Here is an 18,724-nt window from a genome sequence, read left to right as displayed (position 1 = left end):
TAATAATTACTATCAGGAAAAGTTATATAAATGCTACAAAGGAAGTATCACTTGCGTGTAGAGGTATATTTAAAAGGCAATTGTTTGGTATGAGGTGGTATTTTGTGTGTTTGTTTATTGTTTTTTTTAATGCGCCTTTGCAAGCTCAAAATAGCATGGCTGGTATTAAGGCTACAGACCTTCGCAAAGATTTTGCTTTGGTTACTTATACCATAAACCAGGGGCTGCCTTCCAGAAACACAACTACGGCTATAAAAGACAAATATGGCTTTATGTGGGTTGGTACCGAGAACGGCTTATGCAAATTTGACGGGTATAATTTTAAAACATTTCAGAATAATCAGCTTGATAGCAATTCTATATCCAATAATTTTATAAACGCCATAGTTACAGATAAAAAAGGGAGGTTATGGATAGGCACAATGGATGGGTTGAACCTGTTTGATCCTTTAACCGAAAAATTCACCAGGTTTTGTCATAAAGATAATCAGAAGGCATCGTTAAGTAATGATAAAATATGGTCGTTACTAAGAGATGCGCGTGGTAATATATGGGTAGGTACTGACGATGGTTTTAACAAGTATAACTTTAAAACTAACAGTTTTGAAGTTTACAAGCCTATTGCCGGCAATGCTTTCGCAATGAAAGGTAAATCTGTAAACGCTATTGTAGAGGATGGCGAAAACCTTTGGCTGGGTAACTGGGGAAGCGGTTTAAACAAGTTCAACATTATCACAAAACGTTTTACTAATTATAAACAGGTACAAATACCCGGGCAAAAAAACCCAAATGATATATGGGCCCTTTGTAAAGACGAAGATGGCGTGCTTTGGATAGGTGCATACTGGAAAGGCCTTTACAAGTTTGATCCTAAAAAGGAAGAGTTTACATCATTTAACCGGGTTGATGTTGATAATAAAGCTGTTTTTAATCTGATTGCAGTTGACAGGCATACTTTACTTGTTGGCGGGGCTGAGAGCTTTTATTGGGTAAATACTCAAACTAATAACTGGACCCCAATAACCGGCTTCAAAAATGATCCTAATGGTAACATCTACAAGGATGCACAAGGCATTATATGGTTATGTGCCAGGGATGGAGTTGCCAAACTTGATTTTAATCAGATCAAATTTTCGTTTTTAGGCTTTGCCGATCTAAAAGCCACAGTAAGAAGTGTCTTAATAAAAAATGAGATAGCGTGGTTGGGCACCAGCAAAGGGCTTGTTAAATACAACTTAAAAACACACAATAGTATAATCTATCGCCACTCAAGCGATGCAAATAGCCTTGGCAATGATGACATAAGCCGGTTATATCAGGATAGTTATGGTAAGATATGGATAATGACTGAATTTGGGTTTGATGAATTTGACGAACAAAACAGCATTTTTAAGCATCACTATCACCACTCACAGCTTGGCGCTTTGTATAATGAAGACGTTTTTAGGGATATATTGGAAATTAGTCCGGGTATTTATGGTCTGGCATCTGATGCCGGGTTTAAAATATACAACAGTAAATTAAATACCTATTCACATTATTTTAGTAATAGCAATAAATACAGCATTAGTAATAACCACCTTAACTGCCTTTTAAAAGATGCTGATAACACCATATGGATAGGTACCAGCGGAGGGGGCGTTAACCGTTTTGACCCACGTACGGGGCATTTCAAGTCATATACAGTAAAAAGTGGCACCTCAAAAGGGATAAGTAATAATTCTATTGAGAAGATCTTTATGGATTCGCGGCAGAATATTTGGATATGTACACCGGATGGCTTAAACCGTTACGACAGAAACAGCGATTCTTTTATTGTTTATTCAAGAACGAACGGGTTCAGCAACAACGTATTTAATGCTCTTGTTGAAGACAGGGCCGGGAACTTATGGATAACTACCGAAAAGGGAATGTCTATGCTTAACCCCCTTACCGGCGTGGTTAAGAATTTTGATGAAGCCGATGGGCTTTATGCCAATTCTGCCATTTACAACTATCAGGGTAAAATATATTTGGCCGGAAGCCAGGGTATAGTTTCATTTGACCCTGTTTTAATTAATTATAATAAAGAAGCCCCGCCTATTGCAATTACCAACTTCCAGGTGTTCAACAAGGCAATTGCACCTTCAGCAAACGGGCCCTTAAATGAAAATTTAAATGTAGCCCGGCAGGTAACTTTAAATTATAACCAAAATGTTTTTTCGCTGGAATTTGTTGCGCTTAACTATACCTTATCTGCCAAAAACGAGTACGCTTTTATGCTGGAAGGTTTTGATAAGAAATGGAACTTTGTAGGCCAGCAACGCAAAGCTACTTATACCAACTTAGATCCCGGCAGGTATGTTTTTAGGGTAAAAGCATCTAATAACGATGGTGTTTGGAATAAAAGTGGTAAAATGCTTGTCATAATTATTACACCGCCCTGGTATTTAACATGGTGGGCTTATGCCGCGTACCTGCTAATTATCTGCAGCATAATTTACAGTTATATTTTATACAAAGAGCGCCAGGCCAAATTAAGATATGAAATAAGATTAGCGCATTTAGAAGGCGAAAAAGAGAAAGAACTGAACCAAAAAAAGCTATCGTTTTTTACCAATATATCGCATGAATTCCGCACGCCGCTAACGCTTATAATTAACCCGGTAAAAGAGCTGTTAAATGTTCAAAATTCAAATGAAACTACCAGCCTTAATATTGTTTACCGTAATGCAAAGCGGCTGTTAAGCCTGGTAGATCAGTTGTTATTGTTCCATAAGGCCGATTCAAGCACCGGCAAGTTAAAAATATCCAGACTAAATATGGTTGATCTGGCCAATGAGGTTTATTTATGTTTTATACATCAGGCTAAGGCCAAGCAGATAACATTCGAGTTTTTGTGCAAAGAAGAGTATATCGAACTATATGCAGACAGGGAAAAAATGGAAATTGTACTGTTTAACCTGTTATCAAACGCAATTAAGTTTACACCTTTTGGTGGCAATATAAAAATGGCGGTATATGAGGATGAATCATCGGTAACTATGAGTGTGCAGGATAATGGCTGTGGTATAAAACAAGGAACCGGCGATAGGCTTTACACCCGTTTCTTTCAGGAAGAAACCATGAATAACTCATCAAAGGGTGGTTTTGGTATAGGGCTTTTCTTGGTAAAGCGTTTTGTTGAAGACCATTTTGGTAGCATTACTTATACCAGTAAAAGCGGAGAGGGTACACTTTTTAAAGTGGGCTTATTAAAAGGATTGCATCATTTTAATCCCGAAATTATATATGAGGATACCGAAGAAGGTTCGGTGCTGTTGCATGAACTGATAGAGGAAGCCGCTTCAGACACCTTTGTTGATGACCTATTGGATACGGATGCCGGAGAAGAGGAAATGCATGCCGAATTAAAGTCGATTTTATTGATTGATGACAACCGCGATTTTAGGGAATACCTGAAAATGATATTTAAAGCCGATTATAACATACATGAGGCTAGCAGCGCCGAAGAAGGTTTGCTAAAGATTAGGGAACTTTTGCCGGATATGGTAATAAGTGACGTGGTAATGGACAATATGAGCGGTATTGACTTATGTGCAATGGTAAGAGAAGATATAAACATTAGCCACACCCCAATAATATTATTAACCTCAAGCTCATCTACCGAAGTAAAGTTGAGGGGTTTAGAGGGCGGTGCCGATGATTACATAGATAAGCCATTTGATAAAGAAATACTAAAAGCAAGGGTGGCTGGTATCCTTAAAAACAAAAACAACCTGCAAAAATATTTTTATAACGAAATCACACTTAATAAAAACACCCACAAAATACCGCTGGAGTATAAAGAGTTTTTGGATAATTGCATGCGTATTGTAGAGCTTCACCTAACCGACACCGATTTTAATATACAAACATTGGCCAATGAACTTAGTATATCCCATTCAAGCCTTTATAAAAAAATAAAATCTATCTCGGGGTTGTCGGCTAATGGATTTATCAGGTTTATCAGGTTAAGAAAGGCGGCCGAGATACTGATCCATACTAATCACAATATTTTTGAAACATCCTATCTTGTGGGTATCAATGATATCAAATACTTCAGGGAGCAATTCAGGAAACTTTTTAACATGAACCCATCGCAATACATGAAAAAGTATAGGAAGGTGTTCTCTGCCGAAACTGTTAATAACGATTATAAAGCAGCCCGGAAGATTACAGTAAGGTAATCAATGCCGGTCATAATTGGCTGGTTGTTTAACCTATGTCTTACTGAATTTGATCAGGTGTAAAGCCTGCATACAATTTAAGCGCCTGCTAACAGTAGTTGATTTTTTTAAACTTGCAGTTATTTCTTTAGGTGACGCATAATTAAGCGGCCTTTTCTTATTTATAGATAAGATTATAGGTAAAATTACCTTTTTGCCCCCCATTTTATGAGGATTAACCACCCTTAAACAAAGCTTTTTTACTTCAACTTAGCACTCATAAACCAATTCTGTTTAATTTTTTCATGGACCATTTAGTTACTCAACAAGCTTTACAGCAATATTGAGCCAGCTACCTTGACGTATCATTAACAGAAATTAACCAATTAATAAACTTTAAACATGAAAAAAAAATTACTCAATGAGTTTTCACCGCACCGGAGAACCAGGAAAGCATTAGGTATTTTACTTACGGGTATTATTCCGTTATGTGTACCTATGGCGTCTCTGGCCTCAGCATTGAAATTTACCCCTACCTTAAGTGAGTTAAAACAAGTCGATGTTACAGTTTCCGGAACCGTAACTGACGAAAAAGGAAGTCCGTTACCGGGAGTCACTATTTCGGTTAAGGGCACAACCCAGGGCGTAGTATCTGATGTTAATGGCAAGTACACTATTACAGTAGCTAACCCAAATGCTGTATTTGTGTTCACTTTTATTGGTTACCTCCCTCATGAAGTGGTGATTACCGGCAAAAGCAACGTAAGTGTTCAATTAACTGCCGACGAAAGATCCTTAAATGAGGTAGTAGTAGTAGGTTACGGTACTCAAAAGAAAGCCACACTTGCAGGGTCAGTGTCGCAGGTAAAAGGTGCCGAGCTGGTAAAAAGCCCGCAGCCCAATGTTTCAAATTCTCTTGCCGGCCGTTTTTCTGGGGTGGTTATTAACAACAGAAGCGGTGAGCCTGGGTATGATGGCTCTAACATAACCGTGCGTGGCCTTGCTACTACAGGTAGTAATAACGTACTAATTGTAGTAGATGGTGTGCCAGGCCAAATTGGAGGGCTTGAACGACTTGACCCTAACGATATAGAAAGCCTGTCGGTATTGAAAGATGCATCGGCAGCTATTTATGGTAACAGGGCAGCAAATGGCGTAATACTGGTAACCACTAAGAAAGGTAAAACCGGCAAGCCAACTGTTAACTACAGCTTTAACCAGGGCTTTAGTTCGCCTACGCGCTTACCGCAAATGGCTGATGCGGCACTTTACGCACAGTTAAGAAACGAGATAGCTTATAATTCAAACCAGGGAGGCGGCTTAAACCAGATATATTCTAATGAGCAGCTCCAAAAATTCAAGGATGGGTCTGATCCGATAAATTATCCAAATACCGACTGGATAAGTACAACGCTTAAAGGCACTGCACTGCAAAATCAGCAAAGCCTGTCAGTAAATGGTGGTAACGACGATGTAAAATACTTTGTATCGTTAGGTACATTATACCAGGACGGGATCTACAAAAATGGTGCTACCAAGTATAAACAGTACAATTTCCGCTCAAATATTGATGCTAACGTTACCAAAAGATTTAAGGTTGGCTTGTCTGTATCAGGCAGAGAAGAAAATAGGGTATTCCCAACGGTAGGTGCAGGTAATATATTCAGATCAATATATAGGGCTAACCCTACGGTTGCAGCTTTTTATCCTAATGGTTTACCTTCTACAGGTATTGAGTTTAATAACCCTGCCGTACAGGTAACAGATATTGGCGGTACTGTAAATAACCCAACCCAGGTTTACAATGGTATACTAAGGGGCAGTTACCTTATCCCGGGTATAGAGGGTTTATCTATTGATGGTTTCTTTTCTGTAGATAAATCAAACGCATTTAACAAAAACTTTTCTAAGCCGTATGTATTGTATAGCTATAGTCAGTCAGACGATAATTATAACAGCAGTATAGTTGGTGGTAATAATCAAAAGGCTGTGCTGTTTCAATCTCAGAACAACCAATCGCTTATTACTTCAAACATTAAATTAAACTTTAACAGAAAGTTTGGTTTACATAATATCGAATCGTTTGTAGGTTATGAGCAAAGTAAAAATCATTTAGATTATTTTGATGCTACGCGTTACAATTACCTTTCATCAAGTCTTCCTGAATTGTCTCAGGGTGGTAATGCCGCAACCGACTATTTAAACTCTGGCTATAGTACAAACTATACCCGCCGAAGCATAATAAGCCGTGTTGGTTACAATTACGATGAAAAATACATTTTTGAAGGCCAGTTACGCGCAGACGGTAGCTCAATATTCCCAAGCGGCAAACAGTGGGGCTATTTCCCTTCTGCGTCAGTTGCCTACCGTATTTCTAAAGAAGGCTGGTTTAAGGACAAAGTGAAATTCTTTGACGATTTAAAGATCAGGGCTTCATATGGTTCATTGGGTAACGATAACGTAAATGGTTTCCAATATTTTGACAACTATGTTTTAGTAAACAATGGCTTTGTAGCATACAGCCCTCAAGACAATGCAAATGTTATTCAGCCAAATGTTAATCTTGTAAAACTTGCCAACTCTAATATCACCTGGGAAGTTGCTAAAAAACTGGATATAGGTATCAACGCGGTATTTTTGCGCAACTTTACTTTAGAGGCCATATATTTCCAACAAAAAAGGTCTGATATCTTAGCTTCCAGAAATGCTTCACTGCCTGGTTCATCAGGTATAGTTAACCCTTTTGGATCTGATCCGTTGGTGCCCTCAGAAAATATAGGTAAAGTAAACAGCGAAGGTTTTGAAGGAACGCTTGGTTATAACAACAGCGGTAAAGACTTTAGCTGGGGTGTTAGTGGTAACTTCACTTACGCAAAAAGCAAAATAATATTTATTGATGAGGCTGCCGGTGCTTTGAGTTATCAGCGCCAAACCGGTAGGCCATTAAATACCTACCAGCTTTATAACGCGATAGGTATATTTCGCAGCCAGCAAGAATTAGATGGTTATCCGCATGTATCCGGTGCAAAAGTAGGTGATCTTAAATATGAGGATTATAACAATGACGGACAGATAACCGCTGATGACCAAACCCGGACTAAATACGGTAACATACCACAAATTACTTATGGGTTTACTTTAAACGCTGCTTATAAGAATTTTGACCTGTCTGTTTTGTTTGCAGGCCAGGCTCAGGTTAGCCAGTATGTATTACCAGAAACAGGAACAATAGGCAATTTTTACACTAGTTGGGCAGATAATCGCTACAGCCCTTCAAACCCTAATGGTACCTATCCGCTTGTAACAGATCGTGCTTCAAGTGCAATAAGCGGCGGCCAGTATAATAATACGTTTTGGCTTAATGATGCTTCATTTTTAAGGTTGAAAAACGTTCAGCTAGGTTATAATTTCGATAGCCAATTTTTGTCAAAGCTTAAGTTATCAGGTTTAAGGCTTTATGCAAGCGCATTTAACTTGTTTACCATAACAAAGGTTAAAGACTATGACCCGGAGGGAACCAGCGGAAGCGGGCAGTTCTACCCTCAGCAACGAATTATCAACTTGGGCGTTAACGTTAAATTTTAAAATTAACAAAATGAAATTACAATATAGGAAGCAATTATATACAGCCATACTTGGCGTAATGTGTATAACTGCGTGCAAAAAGGACTTTTTGAATGTGCAGCCTACTGATAGGATTGCCACATCAGCTATAGAGAGTGATACTGCGGTTTTTGAGGCTTATGTAACCAACCGTTATATAGGTGCCAAACTGCAGGATAAAGAAGGCGAAGGCACAAACCCGGGCTTTGGCCGTGGTTTTGAGTACAGCATGTGGAGCTCTGTTACCGACGAGTCTATCTATAATAACGATGATGCCACCTGGTTGGTTCAAAGAGGCCAGTTAGCACCCGAGAATCTTGGGGGCGCGGGCGTATTATGGGGCAGAAGCTACCGCAGTATAAGAGAATGTAATTACGCGTTAAGCATTTTATCTAAACTGCCGTTCAGCGCAGCTCATAAAACACATCTCGAAGGCGAACTTAAATTTATAAGGGCCTTTAGATATCAAGACCTGATAAGGAATTATGGCGGCGTAGTTTTAATGGGTGATAAGGTTGTTAATTTAGAAGACGATTTGCAAGACCCTGCACTTTTTAAACGGGCTACAATTAAAGAGAGTATAGATTATGCAGTTAGCGAACTTACTGATGCCGCTACCAAATTACCGATGGATAACGATGCCAGCTGGCTTTTAGGCCGTGCAACAAAGGGTGCAGCTTTGGCTTTAAAATCAAGGTTAACACTTTATGCTGCCAGCCCTTTGTATAATGCGGGCACATGGGCAAATGCGGTTTCAGCAGCGCAGGAGGTTATTAGCCTTAACAAGTATGGTATTTACACCGGCGGATATGGTAATTTGTTTTTAACCAATCAAACAAACGAGGCCATCTTTGAACGTTTGTACACCAAAAATGCCAACCACGTGCATCTTGAAATTGCAAACGGGCCAAACGGATATGGCGGTTGGGCCGGTAACACACCTTTACAAAATCTGGTTGATGATTATGAGATGGATAATGGAAAACCCATTACTGATCCAACCTCGGGTTATAACCCGGCACGCCCTTATGTTAACCGCGACCCGCGTTTTGCAGCTACCGTTTTATATAACGGGGCTCCTTATCGTGAGCGTACTATTGAAGCGTTTATACCAGGTGGTAAAGACAGCAGGGATGGCGATAGTAACTGGAATACAACCAAAACCGGATACTACCTTAAAAAGTTTATGAATGATGCTTATCCGTTGCAAAACCCATGGGGTAATGCAGGTTTCCAGCCATGGATATATTTACGCTATGCAGAAGTATTGTTAAACTTTGCTGAAGCTGCCAACGAAGCCTACGGGCCCGATGTAATGCCTGCAGGTGCAACGCTGTCAGCCCGTACTGCTATAAATATGATAAGGGCGCGCCCTACTGTGAATATGCCGGCGCTTCCTTCCGGCTTAAGCCAATCACAAATGCGTGACGCGGTACGTTATGAACGCCGTGTAGAACTTGCTTTTGAAGAGCATCGTTTCTATGATGTACGCAGATGGAAAATAGCTGATGTTACTGAGAATAAACCCGCAGGCGGGGTTATCATAACCAAAAATGCTGATGGTAGTTTTTCATATACGCCAAAAGTAGCTTTAGACGGTCGTGCTTTTTCTGCTAAACATTACTGGTTGCCTATACCAAGAACAGAGATACAAACATCTGGTGGTCAGTTGCAACAAAACGCAGGATACTAATAAGAGTTGAGATTTAGGGGGCCGGTGGGATTGCCATCACCCCCTTTTTTTATTAATTAAACTCTTATCATGAAAAAAGTATTTCTTGTATTCGCTGCGTTATGTTTATTATATACTGGCTGTAAAAAAGAAACCACAAATGTGAACAAGCCCGCCGGCCCTGATCCAGTAAAGGAACCCGAAGTTGCAACCGGCACACCCGATCCTGCAAGTGCGCTAAAGGGGATAAACTGGGCGGCTGATGGCGATAATTTTAGCGATGGTATATTAGTTTTAAGCGGCCTTGCATCGTCAGATAGTTACGCAACAATATCTGCAAAGGCCGATGCTGTTCTGTCGGGCATCCAGGCAAACACCGGTGCCAATACGCTGAGGTTGCCTGTTAATTATTCCACAGTATCGCAACTATGGTGGAATGCCTACACCGGGGTTATAGACAAAGCGATAAGTAAAAAAATGAATGTGATATTGGGCTATTGGGAAGCCAAATCGTCTTTGGACGGGAAAATTGACAATGTTTCGGAGTTTTGGTCAATGTGGCAAACCATCGTCAATAAATATGGAAACAACTCTCGTGTTTATTTCGAGATATTTAATGAACCACATGGTTATTCTTTAACCGATTGGACAACAATATGCGCGCAATGGTTAAGCAAGTATCCATCTGTGCAGCAAGGGCGCATACTTATAAGCGGTACCTCTTACTCACAGGATATTACAGGTGTTGGGGCTGATAGCAGGTTTTCTAATTGCCTTTTAGCCATACATGACTATACTTTTTTTAGTAACGGAAAAAATATAACTGCTGCCGATTGGGAGAACCGGTTTAAAGCAAATATAGGCAGCTACAGTAACCGCGCTGTTTTAACAGAGTTTGGAGTGCCCATGACTACCGCGAAAAATTACACCGGAGCAATAGCTGCCGATCAGGAAATTGCTTATATGCAGGGTTTAACTAACCAGGTTCGTGCCTATGGCATGGGCAGTGTTTACTGGCCTGGTATCCGTAATGGCGACAGCTACAGTATGCAGCAGCTAAACGGGACGGGCACCAGCCTTAGTGTAACAAATACCAACGTGGCTGGCCTTAGCAGGCTTCAGTATGGCTGGGGTGTGGGTACAGGCGGTACTGATGTTTTTTACCCTTCGGCCTTTTACCGTTTTATTAATCTTAATAGCGGCCTGGCGCTTGATGTTAACGGTTCTTCAACCCTAAATGGCGAGGGTATTATTCAATGGCCTCAAAACGGAGGCAATAATCAACAGTGGCTAATAACAGATAATGGTGGCGGTTACTATAAAATTACCAATCGTAACAGTGGTCTTGCGCTTGATATAAATATGGCTTCAACAGCTAACGGAGCGGGTGTTATACAGCAGCAATGGAGCGGCGGCAACAGCCAGCAATGGCAGCTTAATACTATTAAAACAGGATTGTACAAGGTTACCAACCGCAATAGTAGCCAGGTGCTTGATGTAAATGGAGCAGTAACCACACAAGGTGCTTCTATTATTCAGTGGCCATTAAATAGCGATGCTAACCAACAGTGGCAAATTGTTCAACAATAGTGATACTACAATAAATAATAACTTATGAAAAAAACACCTTACCATTATCTTTACTTGCTAGCAGGTCTTTTATTCCCGGTTTTTTTACAGGCACAAAATTTAGCCAGGCCTGTATTGTTTAACCAGGCCTGGAGTTTTCACAAGGGTGATATCCCAGGCGCGGAAAAGGGAAGCGATAATGCCCAATGGCAAACTGTTGATCTGCCTCATGACTGGAGTATAGAAGGGCCTTTTAGTGAGGAATGGGCCAGTGCCACTGGTTATTTACCAGGTGGCATAGGCTGGTATAAAAAAACATTTATTGCTGATGCCGCCTGGCAGCATAAGCAGGTTTTTATTTATTTCGATGGTGTTTACAAAAATAGCGAGGTTTGGATTAATGGACATTATTTAGGCAAACGGCCAAATGGATTTATTGCTTTTCAATATGAACTTTCGCCGTATTTAAACTATAAAGGTAAAAACACCATAACGGTAAAGGCTGACCATAGCGAATTTGCTGATTCAAGGTGGTATACCGGTTCTGGTATTTATCGTAACGTGTACCTTGTTGTTAAAGATCCCGTACATGTTGGTTTGTGGGATGTTGCTTTCTCATCGCCAAAGGTATCCGCAGAAAAAGCGGAAATAAATGTAAAGGTTAACATTACCAATAGCACTAAAAATACAGCTCTAATAGGTGTAAAAGTAAACCTTATTGACTATACCGGTAAAATTGCTGCTTCCTTGCAAAAGCAGTTTAGTGTAAAGCCGGGCAGTCAGCAAACAGAGTTTGAGAAGCAAATAAACTCACCCCGCTTGTGGGATGTAGAAAACCCCTCTCTGTATAAATTACAGGTACAGCTAAGCCGCAATGGTAAGCAAATTGACGTAGTTAACCAGCAGGTGGGCATTCGCAGCATTGCTTTTGATAAGGATAAGGGTTTCTTTTTAAATGGGAAAAGCGCCAAGCTTAAAGGGGTTTGTATACATGATGATGCCGGTGCATTAGGTGTTGCTGTACCCCCTGAAGTATGGGTGCGCCGCCTTAAAATACTAAAAGAGGCTGGGGTAAATTCCTTGCGCCTTAGCCATAACCCGCATGCCGATTATTTATATGACCTGAGCGACCGTATGGGCTTTTTAGTGATAGACGAAGCTTTTGATGAGTGGGAACAAGGGAAAAATAAATGGGTTAAAGGCTGGAATGTGGGTACTCCTTCAAAAAACGGGTACCATCAATATTTTAAGGAATGGGCCACGCGCGATGTAACTGATATGGTAATGCGGACACGTAACCACCCATCTATTATTATGTGGAGTATTGGCAACGAAATTGATTATCCTAATGACCCCTATACGCATGAAATATTAAATACAGGCAGAAACCCGCAGATATATGGTAAAGGTTACCTGCCTGATCATCCTGCCGCCAGTCAACTTACTGTTATTGCCAGGCAATTAGCTAAAGCTGTTAAGGCTGTTGATAAAACACGCCCTGTTACAGCAGCATTGGCAGGTGTGGTAATGTCTAACGAAGTAGGGTTCCCCGAGGAGCTTGATGTAGTAGGTTATAATTACCAGGAATACAGATATCCCGAAGATCATAAAAAATACCCCAACCGTATTATTTATGGTAGTGAAAACGGTATGCAGCGCCAGGCCTGGGCCGCCGTTGATAGCAACGAATACATATCAGCCCAGTATTTGTGGACCGGGATTGATTATTTGGGAGAGGCTGGTAAATGGCCGCAACGCAGCAACGGTGCAGGGCTGTTAGATCTTGCAGGCTTTAAAAAGCCCGAATATTTCTACAGGCAAAGTATTTGGGCCGGTAAACCTATGGTTTACATAGGCGCAAGGGAGCTTAAAATAGCCGAGGATAGAGGTATTTGGAGCCATAAATCTGTCCAGCCGGTTTGGAATTGGCCGGCAAACAGTAAAATGCGGGTTGATTGTTTTACAAACTGTCAGGAAGCAGAACTCTTTTTAAACGGTAAATCACTTGGTAAGCTGTCGCGCAGTGCAGCAAGCAGCAATATACCCTCATGGGAGGTTGCCTATGAGCCGGGCGAGTTAACAGTGAAGGGATATAATAACGGTATTGAGGCTGGTAGCTATACTATCAAAACCAATACCGGGGCATCAAATATCCAGGCGTCGGCCGACGTTACCATGTTTGGCAAGAACACAAAAGGGCTTAGCCAGGTAGAAATACAAATAACTGATAAAAACGGTAACCCTGTTTTTGATGCAAATAACCTGGTTAAAGTGTCTATTACCGGTGCCGCTAAACTATTAGGCCTGGAAAGTGGCAGCACAAGCAGCCACGAAAGTTATCAGTCGCCGGTAAGGGCAGCTGTGCACGGGCGTTTATTGGCTTACATACAAACAAGTGGTAAACCGGGTAAAGTTACCGTGCAGCTAAGCTCACCGGGGCTTACAACAAAAACGATTGTTTTAACAGTAAAATAGGCAGTTTACAAAACAATAACCTCCTACATTCTAAACTTTATGAAACTTTTTAAAATACTCATCTTATTTATTTTACTATCAGGCGGTAAACTTAAGGCGCAAAATAATAACCACACCTTTGCCTTAGGCGATAGCACCTTTTTGCTCGACGGGAAACCGCTGCAGATAATAGCCGGCGAAATGCATTATACCCGTGTGCCGCGCGAGGCCTGGCGCCAGCGAATGAAAATGGCTAAAGCAATGGGACTTAATACCATAGGTACTTATGTTTTTTGGAACGTGCACGAACCTCAAAAAGGGGTATATGATTTTACCGGCAATAATGATATTGCGGCCTTTGTAAATGATGCACGCGACGAAGGCTTGTGGGTAATTTTAAGACCGAGCCCATATGTTTGTGCCGAGTGGGAGTTTGGCGGTTACCCTTACTGGCTGCAAAATGAAAAAGGTTTAGAGGTTAGGAGCAAAGAACCACAATACATCAAAGAATACCGGGAATATATAAATGAAGTAGGTAAGCAATTGGCGCCGCTGCAAATTAACCATGGCGGCAATATTTTAATGGTGCAGATAGAGAATGAATATGGCTCATACGGCAACGATAAAGATTACCTTGCTCTTAACCGTAAAATGTTCATTGATGCCGGTTTTGATGGCTTGTTATATACGTGCGACCCCGAAGATGCCATAAAAGATGGCCACCTGCCAGGCTTATTAGCTGCAATTAACGGCGTTGACAAGGTAAGCAAAGTTAAAAGGCTGGTTAAAGAAAACAATAATGGCAAAGGCCCCTTCTTTATTGCGGAATGGTATCCGGCCTGGTTTGACTGGTGGGGCACTAAACACCACACCGTGCCTGCTGAGCAGTACGTAGGCCGGCTTGATTCTGTTTTGGCGGCAGGCATTTCTATAAATATGTATATGTTTCATGGCGGTACTACCCGCGGTTTTATGAATGGGGCCAATTATAATGATAAAGACCCCTTTGAACCCCAGATAAGCAGTTATGATTACGATGCCCCGCTTGATGAAGCAGGTAATTCAACACCTAAATACATGGCATTTAGAGAGGTAATACAAAAAAACATGCCCACTGGGCAAAAATTACCACCCGTGCCGGCATCAAAAAAAGCTATCCATATCCCCTCTGTCAAATTAACGCAAAGCATTAGTTTATTAAATGTATTACCTGCACCAAAAGTTAACAGCAGGCCATTAACTTTTGAAGAGCTCTCGCAAGATTATGGCTTTGTTTTATATCGTACCGTGCTTAAAGGGGGCGAAAATGGAATGTTGAAAATAAACGGCTTACGCGATTATGCTGTGATTATGCTGAATGGCAAAACTGTTGGTATATTAGACAGGCGGTTAAAGCAGGATAGCCTTGCTCTTAACCTGCCTCAAGGCAACGTAACGGTTGATATATTGGTTGAAAATTTAGGGCGTATAAATTTTGGTAAGTATTTGCTGCAAAACAAAAAAGGCATAACCGGCGAGGTGAGCTTTAATAAAAAGGAGATCAGCAACTGGAAAATGTATAGCTTACCTATGAATAATATTAACGCTATTAAGGTTAACAGCAACAATGCCACTGGCTTGTCGCCTGTTTTAATGAAAGGCAGGTTTGCATTAAAAGAAATAGGGGATACCTATTTGGATATGAGCAAATGGGGAAAAGGTGTCGTATGGGTTAATGGCCACAACCTTGGCCGTTATTGGAGCGTAGGCCCCCAGCAAACAGTTTATGTGCCACAGGAGTGGCTTAAAAAAACAAACGAAGTGGTAGTGTTGGAGCTGATAAAGCCCGGAATAAAAGAATTAACCGGATTGGATAAACCTATCCTGGATAAATTGCAATAACATAGTATGGTTACAAGGTTCCCGGGTGGGTTAGCAAGGCCGCTATTGTTAAGACAGTTAACATTGGCTATAACTTGCATTGCTTTATTATGGAGCTGTAAAACAACCCCATCAACCAATGACGGCGAATCAGAAAACACGCTTTTTACTTTACTGCCGGCAGAAAAGACCCACGTTGATTTTAATAATACATTAACCGAAGGGTTAAACACCAATGTGCTGATGTATGAATATTTTTACAATGGTGGTGGTGTAGCCGTAGGCGACCTTAATGGTGACGGGCTGCAGGATCTGTACTTTACCGGTAATATGACTGATAATAAGCTTTACCTGAACAAGGGAAGCCTGCAGTTTGCAGAAGTTACCGCTGCTGCCGGTGTTGCCGGCCGGCCCGGCCCATGGAAAACCGGTGTTAGTATTGCTGATGTGAACGGCGATGGTAAATTAGATATTTATGTATGTTATTCCGGTAAGCTTAGGGCCGAAAAAAGGGGTAATCAGTTATTCATAAACCAGGGCAATGATAGTAATGGGGTACCTTCATTTAAAGAGATGGCGGCTAACTATGGACTTAATTTTTCTTCGTTTAGCACACAGGGCTATTTTTTCGATTATGATAAAGATGGCGATCTGGATCTGTTATTGGTTAACCATAATCCTAAACGCGAGAATACCCTGGATGAAGTATCGGTTGCCGATTTGATGAGCAAAACTGACCCTGAAGCAGGCATTAGGCTTTTTAAAAACAACAACGGTTCTTTTATTGATGTAACATCTGCCGCGGGTATTATTAATACCTCATTATCTTATGGCCTGGCCGCGGGCATTGCCGATATTAACGGCGATGGGAACCCCGATATCTACATATCTAACGATTATAATATACCCGATAGGTTATATATCAATAATGGCAAAGGCAAGTTTATAGATGAATTGCAGCGGCAGATGGGCCACACATCTTTTTCATCAATGGGAAACGATATCGCTGACTTTAATAATGACCTGCTGCCTGATATTTATTCACTTGATATGCTGCCTGAGGATAATCGCCGCCAAAAAATGCTTTTTGGTGCTGATAATTTTGAGGCTTTTAATCTTAGCCTCAGGGTAGGCTTTTATTACCAATACATGCGCAACATGCTGCAAAAAAATAACGGCGATAATACCTTCAGCGAAATCGGGCAGCTTGCCGGAGTTTCTAATACCGACTGGAGCTGGGCGCCGCTTTTTGCAGATTATGATAATGATGGTTGGAAAGATATGTTTGTAAGCAACGGTTATACCCGCGATTATACCAACATGGATTTCCTGAAGTATGTGGGCGATAATTTGCGTAACAGGCAGGCCATGCGCCAGGATCTGTTAAATCTGGTAGAAAAAATGCCTTCATCAGAGGTTAAAAGCTATTTTTTTAAGAACAACGGTAACTCCGCTTTTAATAACGTTAGTGCTGCCTGGGGTATTAGTCAGCCGGCCAATAGTAATGGTGCAGCTTATGCTGATCTTGACAATGATGGCGACCTGGACCTTGTAGTGAATAACATTAACAAACAAGCGCTTATTTACCAAAATAATTCACAGGCGCAAAGTAAAAATCATTACCTGTTGGTAAAATTGACGGGGGCGGATAAGAATACACAGGGAATAGGAGCAAAGCTCATGATCTATTCAAAAGGTAAAAAGCAATATCTGGAACAGATGCCTACACGTGGTTATCAGTCTACAGTTACCACGGTATTGCATTTTGGTTTGGGTACCGATACACAGGCTGATTCTTTGCGGGTAATATGGCAAAGCGGTAAAACGCAGCTGCTTAAAAATATAAATGCCAATAGGCTGCTTACCCTTAATGAACAGGATGCCCCTGTGAATTATGTAAAACCCACTCCGCTGAAAAGTATATTTAAAGAAGTGCCCGCACCTTTTAAATATGCCGGTGCTAAAAGCAGTGTAAACGATTTTAAACGCCAGCCGCTTATGGTTAACCCCTTGTCGTTTTCAGGGCCTTGTATGGTTAAAGCTGATGTAAATGGCGATGGCCTTGAAGATATTTATGTGGGTGGTGATAACGGTAAAGCGGGTAATTTGTACCTGCAGCTAAAAGCCGGCGGATTTAAATTAACGCAGCAACCCGCTTTTGAAGCAGATAGCAAATGTACCAACACCGCTGCTCTATTCTTTGATGCCAATAATGATGGTAAACCCGATCTGTATGTGTGTTCGGGTGGGTATAATGATTATACCGCCGCCGACCCTTTGTTGCAGGACAGGCTTTACATTAACAACGGCCGGGGCAATTTTACAAAAAGCAATAATGCTTTACCCAAAATGCTGAGCAGCAAAGGTTGCGTAAAAGCCGCTGATATAAATGGCGACGGATTTACTGATCTTTTTGTTGGCGGCAGGGTAGTACCTGGTAATTATCCTCAGGCACCTGAAAGCTTTATATTGATAAACGATGGCAAAGGTAGCTTTGCCGATAAAACAGCGGTATTTAACCCCTCATTAAAGCATATAGGAATGGTAAGCTGTGCCGCCTGGGCTGACATGAATGGTGATAAAACCCCCGATCTGATAATTGCAGGAGAGTGGATGCCATTAATGGTTTTTGAAAACAAAAGCGGGAAGCTGATAAACGCCACTAACAAATACTTTGGTAAAAGTTATACCGGCTGGTGGAACTGTTTAACTGTTGCAGATATTAACCATGACGGGCATCCCGATATTATAGCCGGAAATATGGGGCTGAATACGCAGTGCCGGGCTACTGACCAGGAACCTGCCGAAATGTATTATAAAGATTTTGACGACAATGGTTCAATTGACCCTATACTTTGCTTTTATATTCAGCATAAAAGTTATCCTTATTTAACCCGTGATGAACTGCTTGACCAAATAAGCATGATGCGGTCACGCTTTCCGGATTATAATAGCTATGCTGATGCTTCCGTAAACCAGGTGTTTACACCCGATGAAATGAAAAATGCCGGGCATTTAACAGCTAACTATCTTACTACAGCCTGCTTTGTCAGCACAGGGAAACCCCGCTTACTTATGGTCCCGCTACCCTCTGAAGTTCAGTACGCCCCCGTTTTTACCATAAATTTATTAGACTATGATGGTGATGGCAATAACGACCTGCTTATGTGCGGTAACATTGACCATACCCGCGTAAGGTTTGGAAAATACGATGCAAACTATGGCGTACTGTTAAAGGGCGATGGTAAAGGGCGGTTTAGCTATATCCCGCAGCAAAGGTCGGGGTTTAAATTAACAGGGGACATTAGGTCGGTAATGGAAATTAACGGTACTTATTTGTTTGGAATTAACGGCACAGGCATTAAGGCTTACCAATAAA

At 41.2% G+C, this 18,724-nt stretch carries 7 protein-coding genes; all 7 read left to right on the top strand.

Annotated features, from left to right (window positions below):
- Positions 1 to 155 precede the first annotated feature (155 nt).
- The 7 genes from WC743_RS15190 to WC743_RS15160 all read left to right on the top strand — a co-directional run bounded on the left by WC743_RS15190 (position 156) and on the right by WC743_RS15160 (position 18,723).
- The gene (locus tag WC743_RS15190) at positions 156 to 4,208 is read left to right on the top strand and encodes a two-component regulator propeller domain-containing protein (RefSeq protein WP_373013117.1); all 4,053 of its coding nucleotides are present in this window, start codon (positions 156 to 158) and stop codon (positions 4,206 to 4,208) included.
- A gap of 381 nt (positions 4,209 to 4,589) precedes the next feature.
- Positions 4,590 to 7,772 (top strand): SusC/RagA family TonB-linked outer membrane protein, encoded by a 3,183-nt coding sequence (locus WC743_RS15185; RefSeq protein WP_373013115.1) that lies wholly within the window; start codon positions 4,590 to 4,592, stop codon positions 7,770 to 7,772.
- 10 nt (positions 7,773 to 7,782) lie between these two features.
- Positions 7,783 to 9,483: a RagB/SusD family nutrient uptake outer membrane protein gene (locus tag WC743_RS15180; protein ID WP_373013113.1), complete on the top strand. Its 1,701-nt coding sequence runs from the start codon at positions 7,783 to 7,785 to the stop codon at positions 9,481 to 9,483.
- 69 nt (positions 9,484 to 9,552) lie between these two features.
- Positions 9,553 to 11,052: an RICIN domain-containing protein gene (locus tag WC743_RS15175; protein WP_373013111.1), complete on the top strand. Its 1,500-nt coding sequence runs from the start codon at positions 9,553 to 9,555 to the stop codon at positions 11,050 to 11,052.
- 24 nt (positions 11,053 to 11,076) lie between these two features.
- On the top strand, positions 11,077 to 13,506 hold the full coding sequence (locus WC743_RS15170; protein ID WP_373013109.1) for a sugar-binding domain-containing protein: 2,430 nt from the start codon (positions 11,077 to 11,079) through the stop codon (positions 13,504 to 13,506).
- A 39-nt stretch (positions 13,507 to 13,545) separates the two neighbouring features.
- Entirely contained in the window at positions 13,546 to 15,366 is a 1,821-nt protein-coding gene (locus WC743_RS15165) for a beta-galactosidase family protein (RefSeq protein WP_373013107.1), read from the top strand.
- Between the two features lie 6 nt (positions 15,367 to 15,372).
- Positions 15,373 to 18,723 carry a VCBS repeat-containing protein gene (locus WC743_RS15160; protein WP_373013105.1) on the top strand — a complete coding sequence of 1,117 codons (3,351 nt, stop codon included), beginning with the start codon at positions 15,373 to 15,375 and terminating at the stop codon, positions 18,721 to 18,723.
- Position 18,724 lies beyond the last annotated feature (1 nt).

The sequence above is a fragment of the Mucilaginibacter sp. genome (assembly GCF_041660805.1).
In the GTDB taxonomy this organism is placed as follows: domain Bacteria; phylum Bacteroidota; class Bacteroidia; order Sphingobacteriales; family Sphingobacteriaceae; genus Mucilaginibacter.
This window is presented reverse-complemented; position numbering and strand designations above follow the sequence as displayed.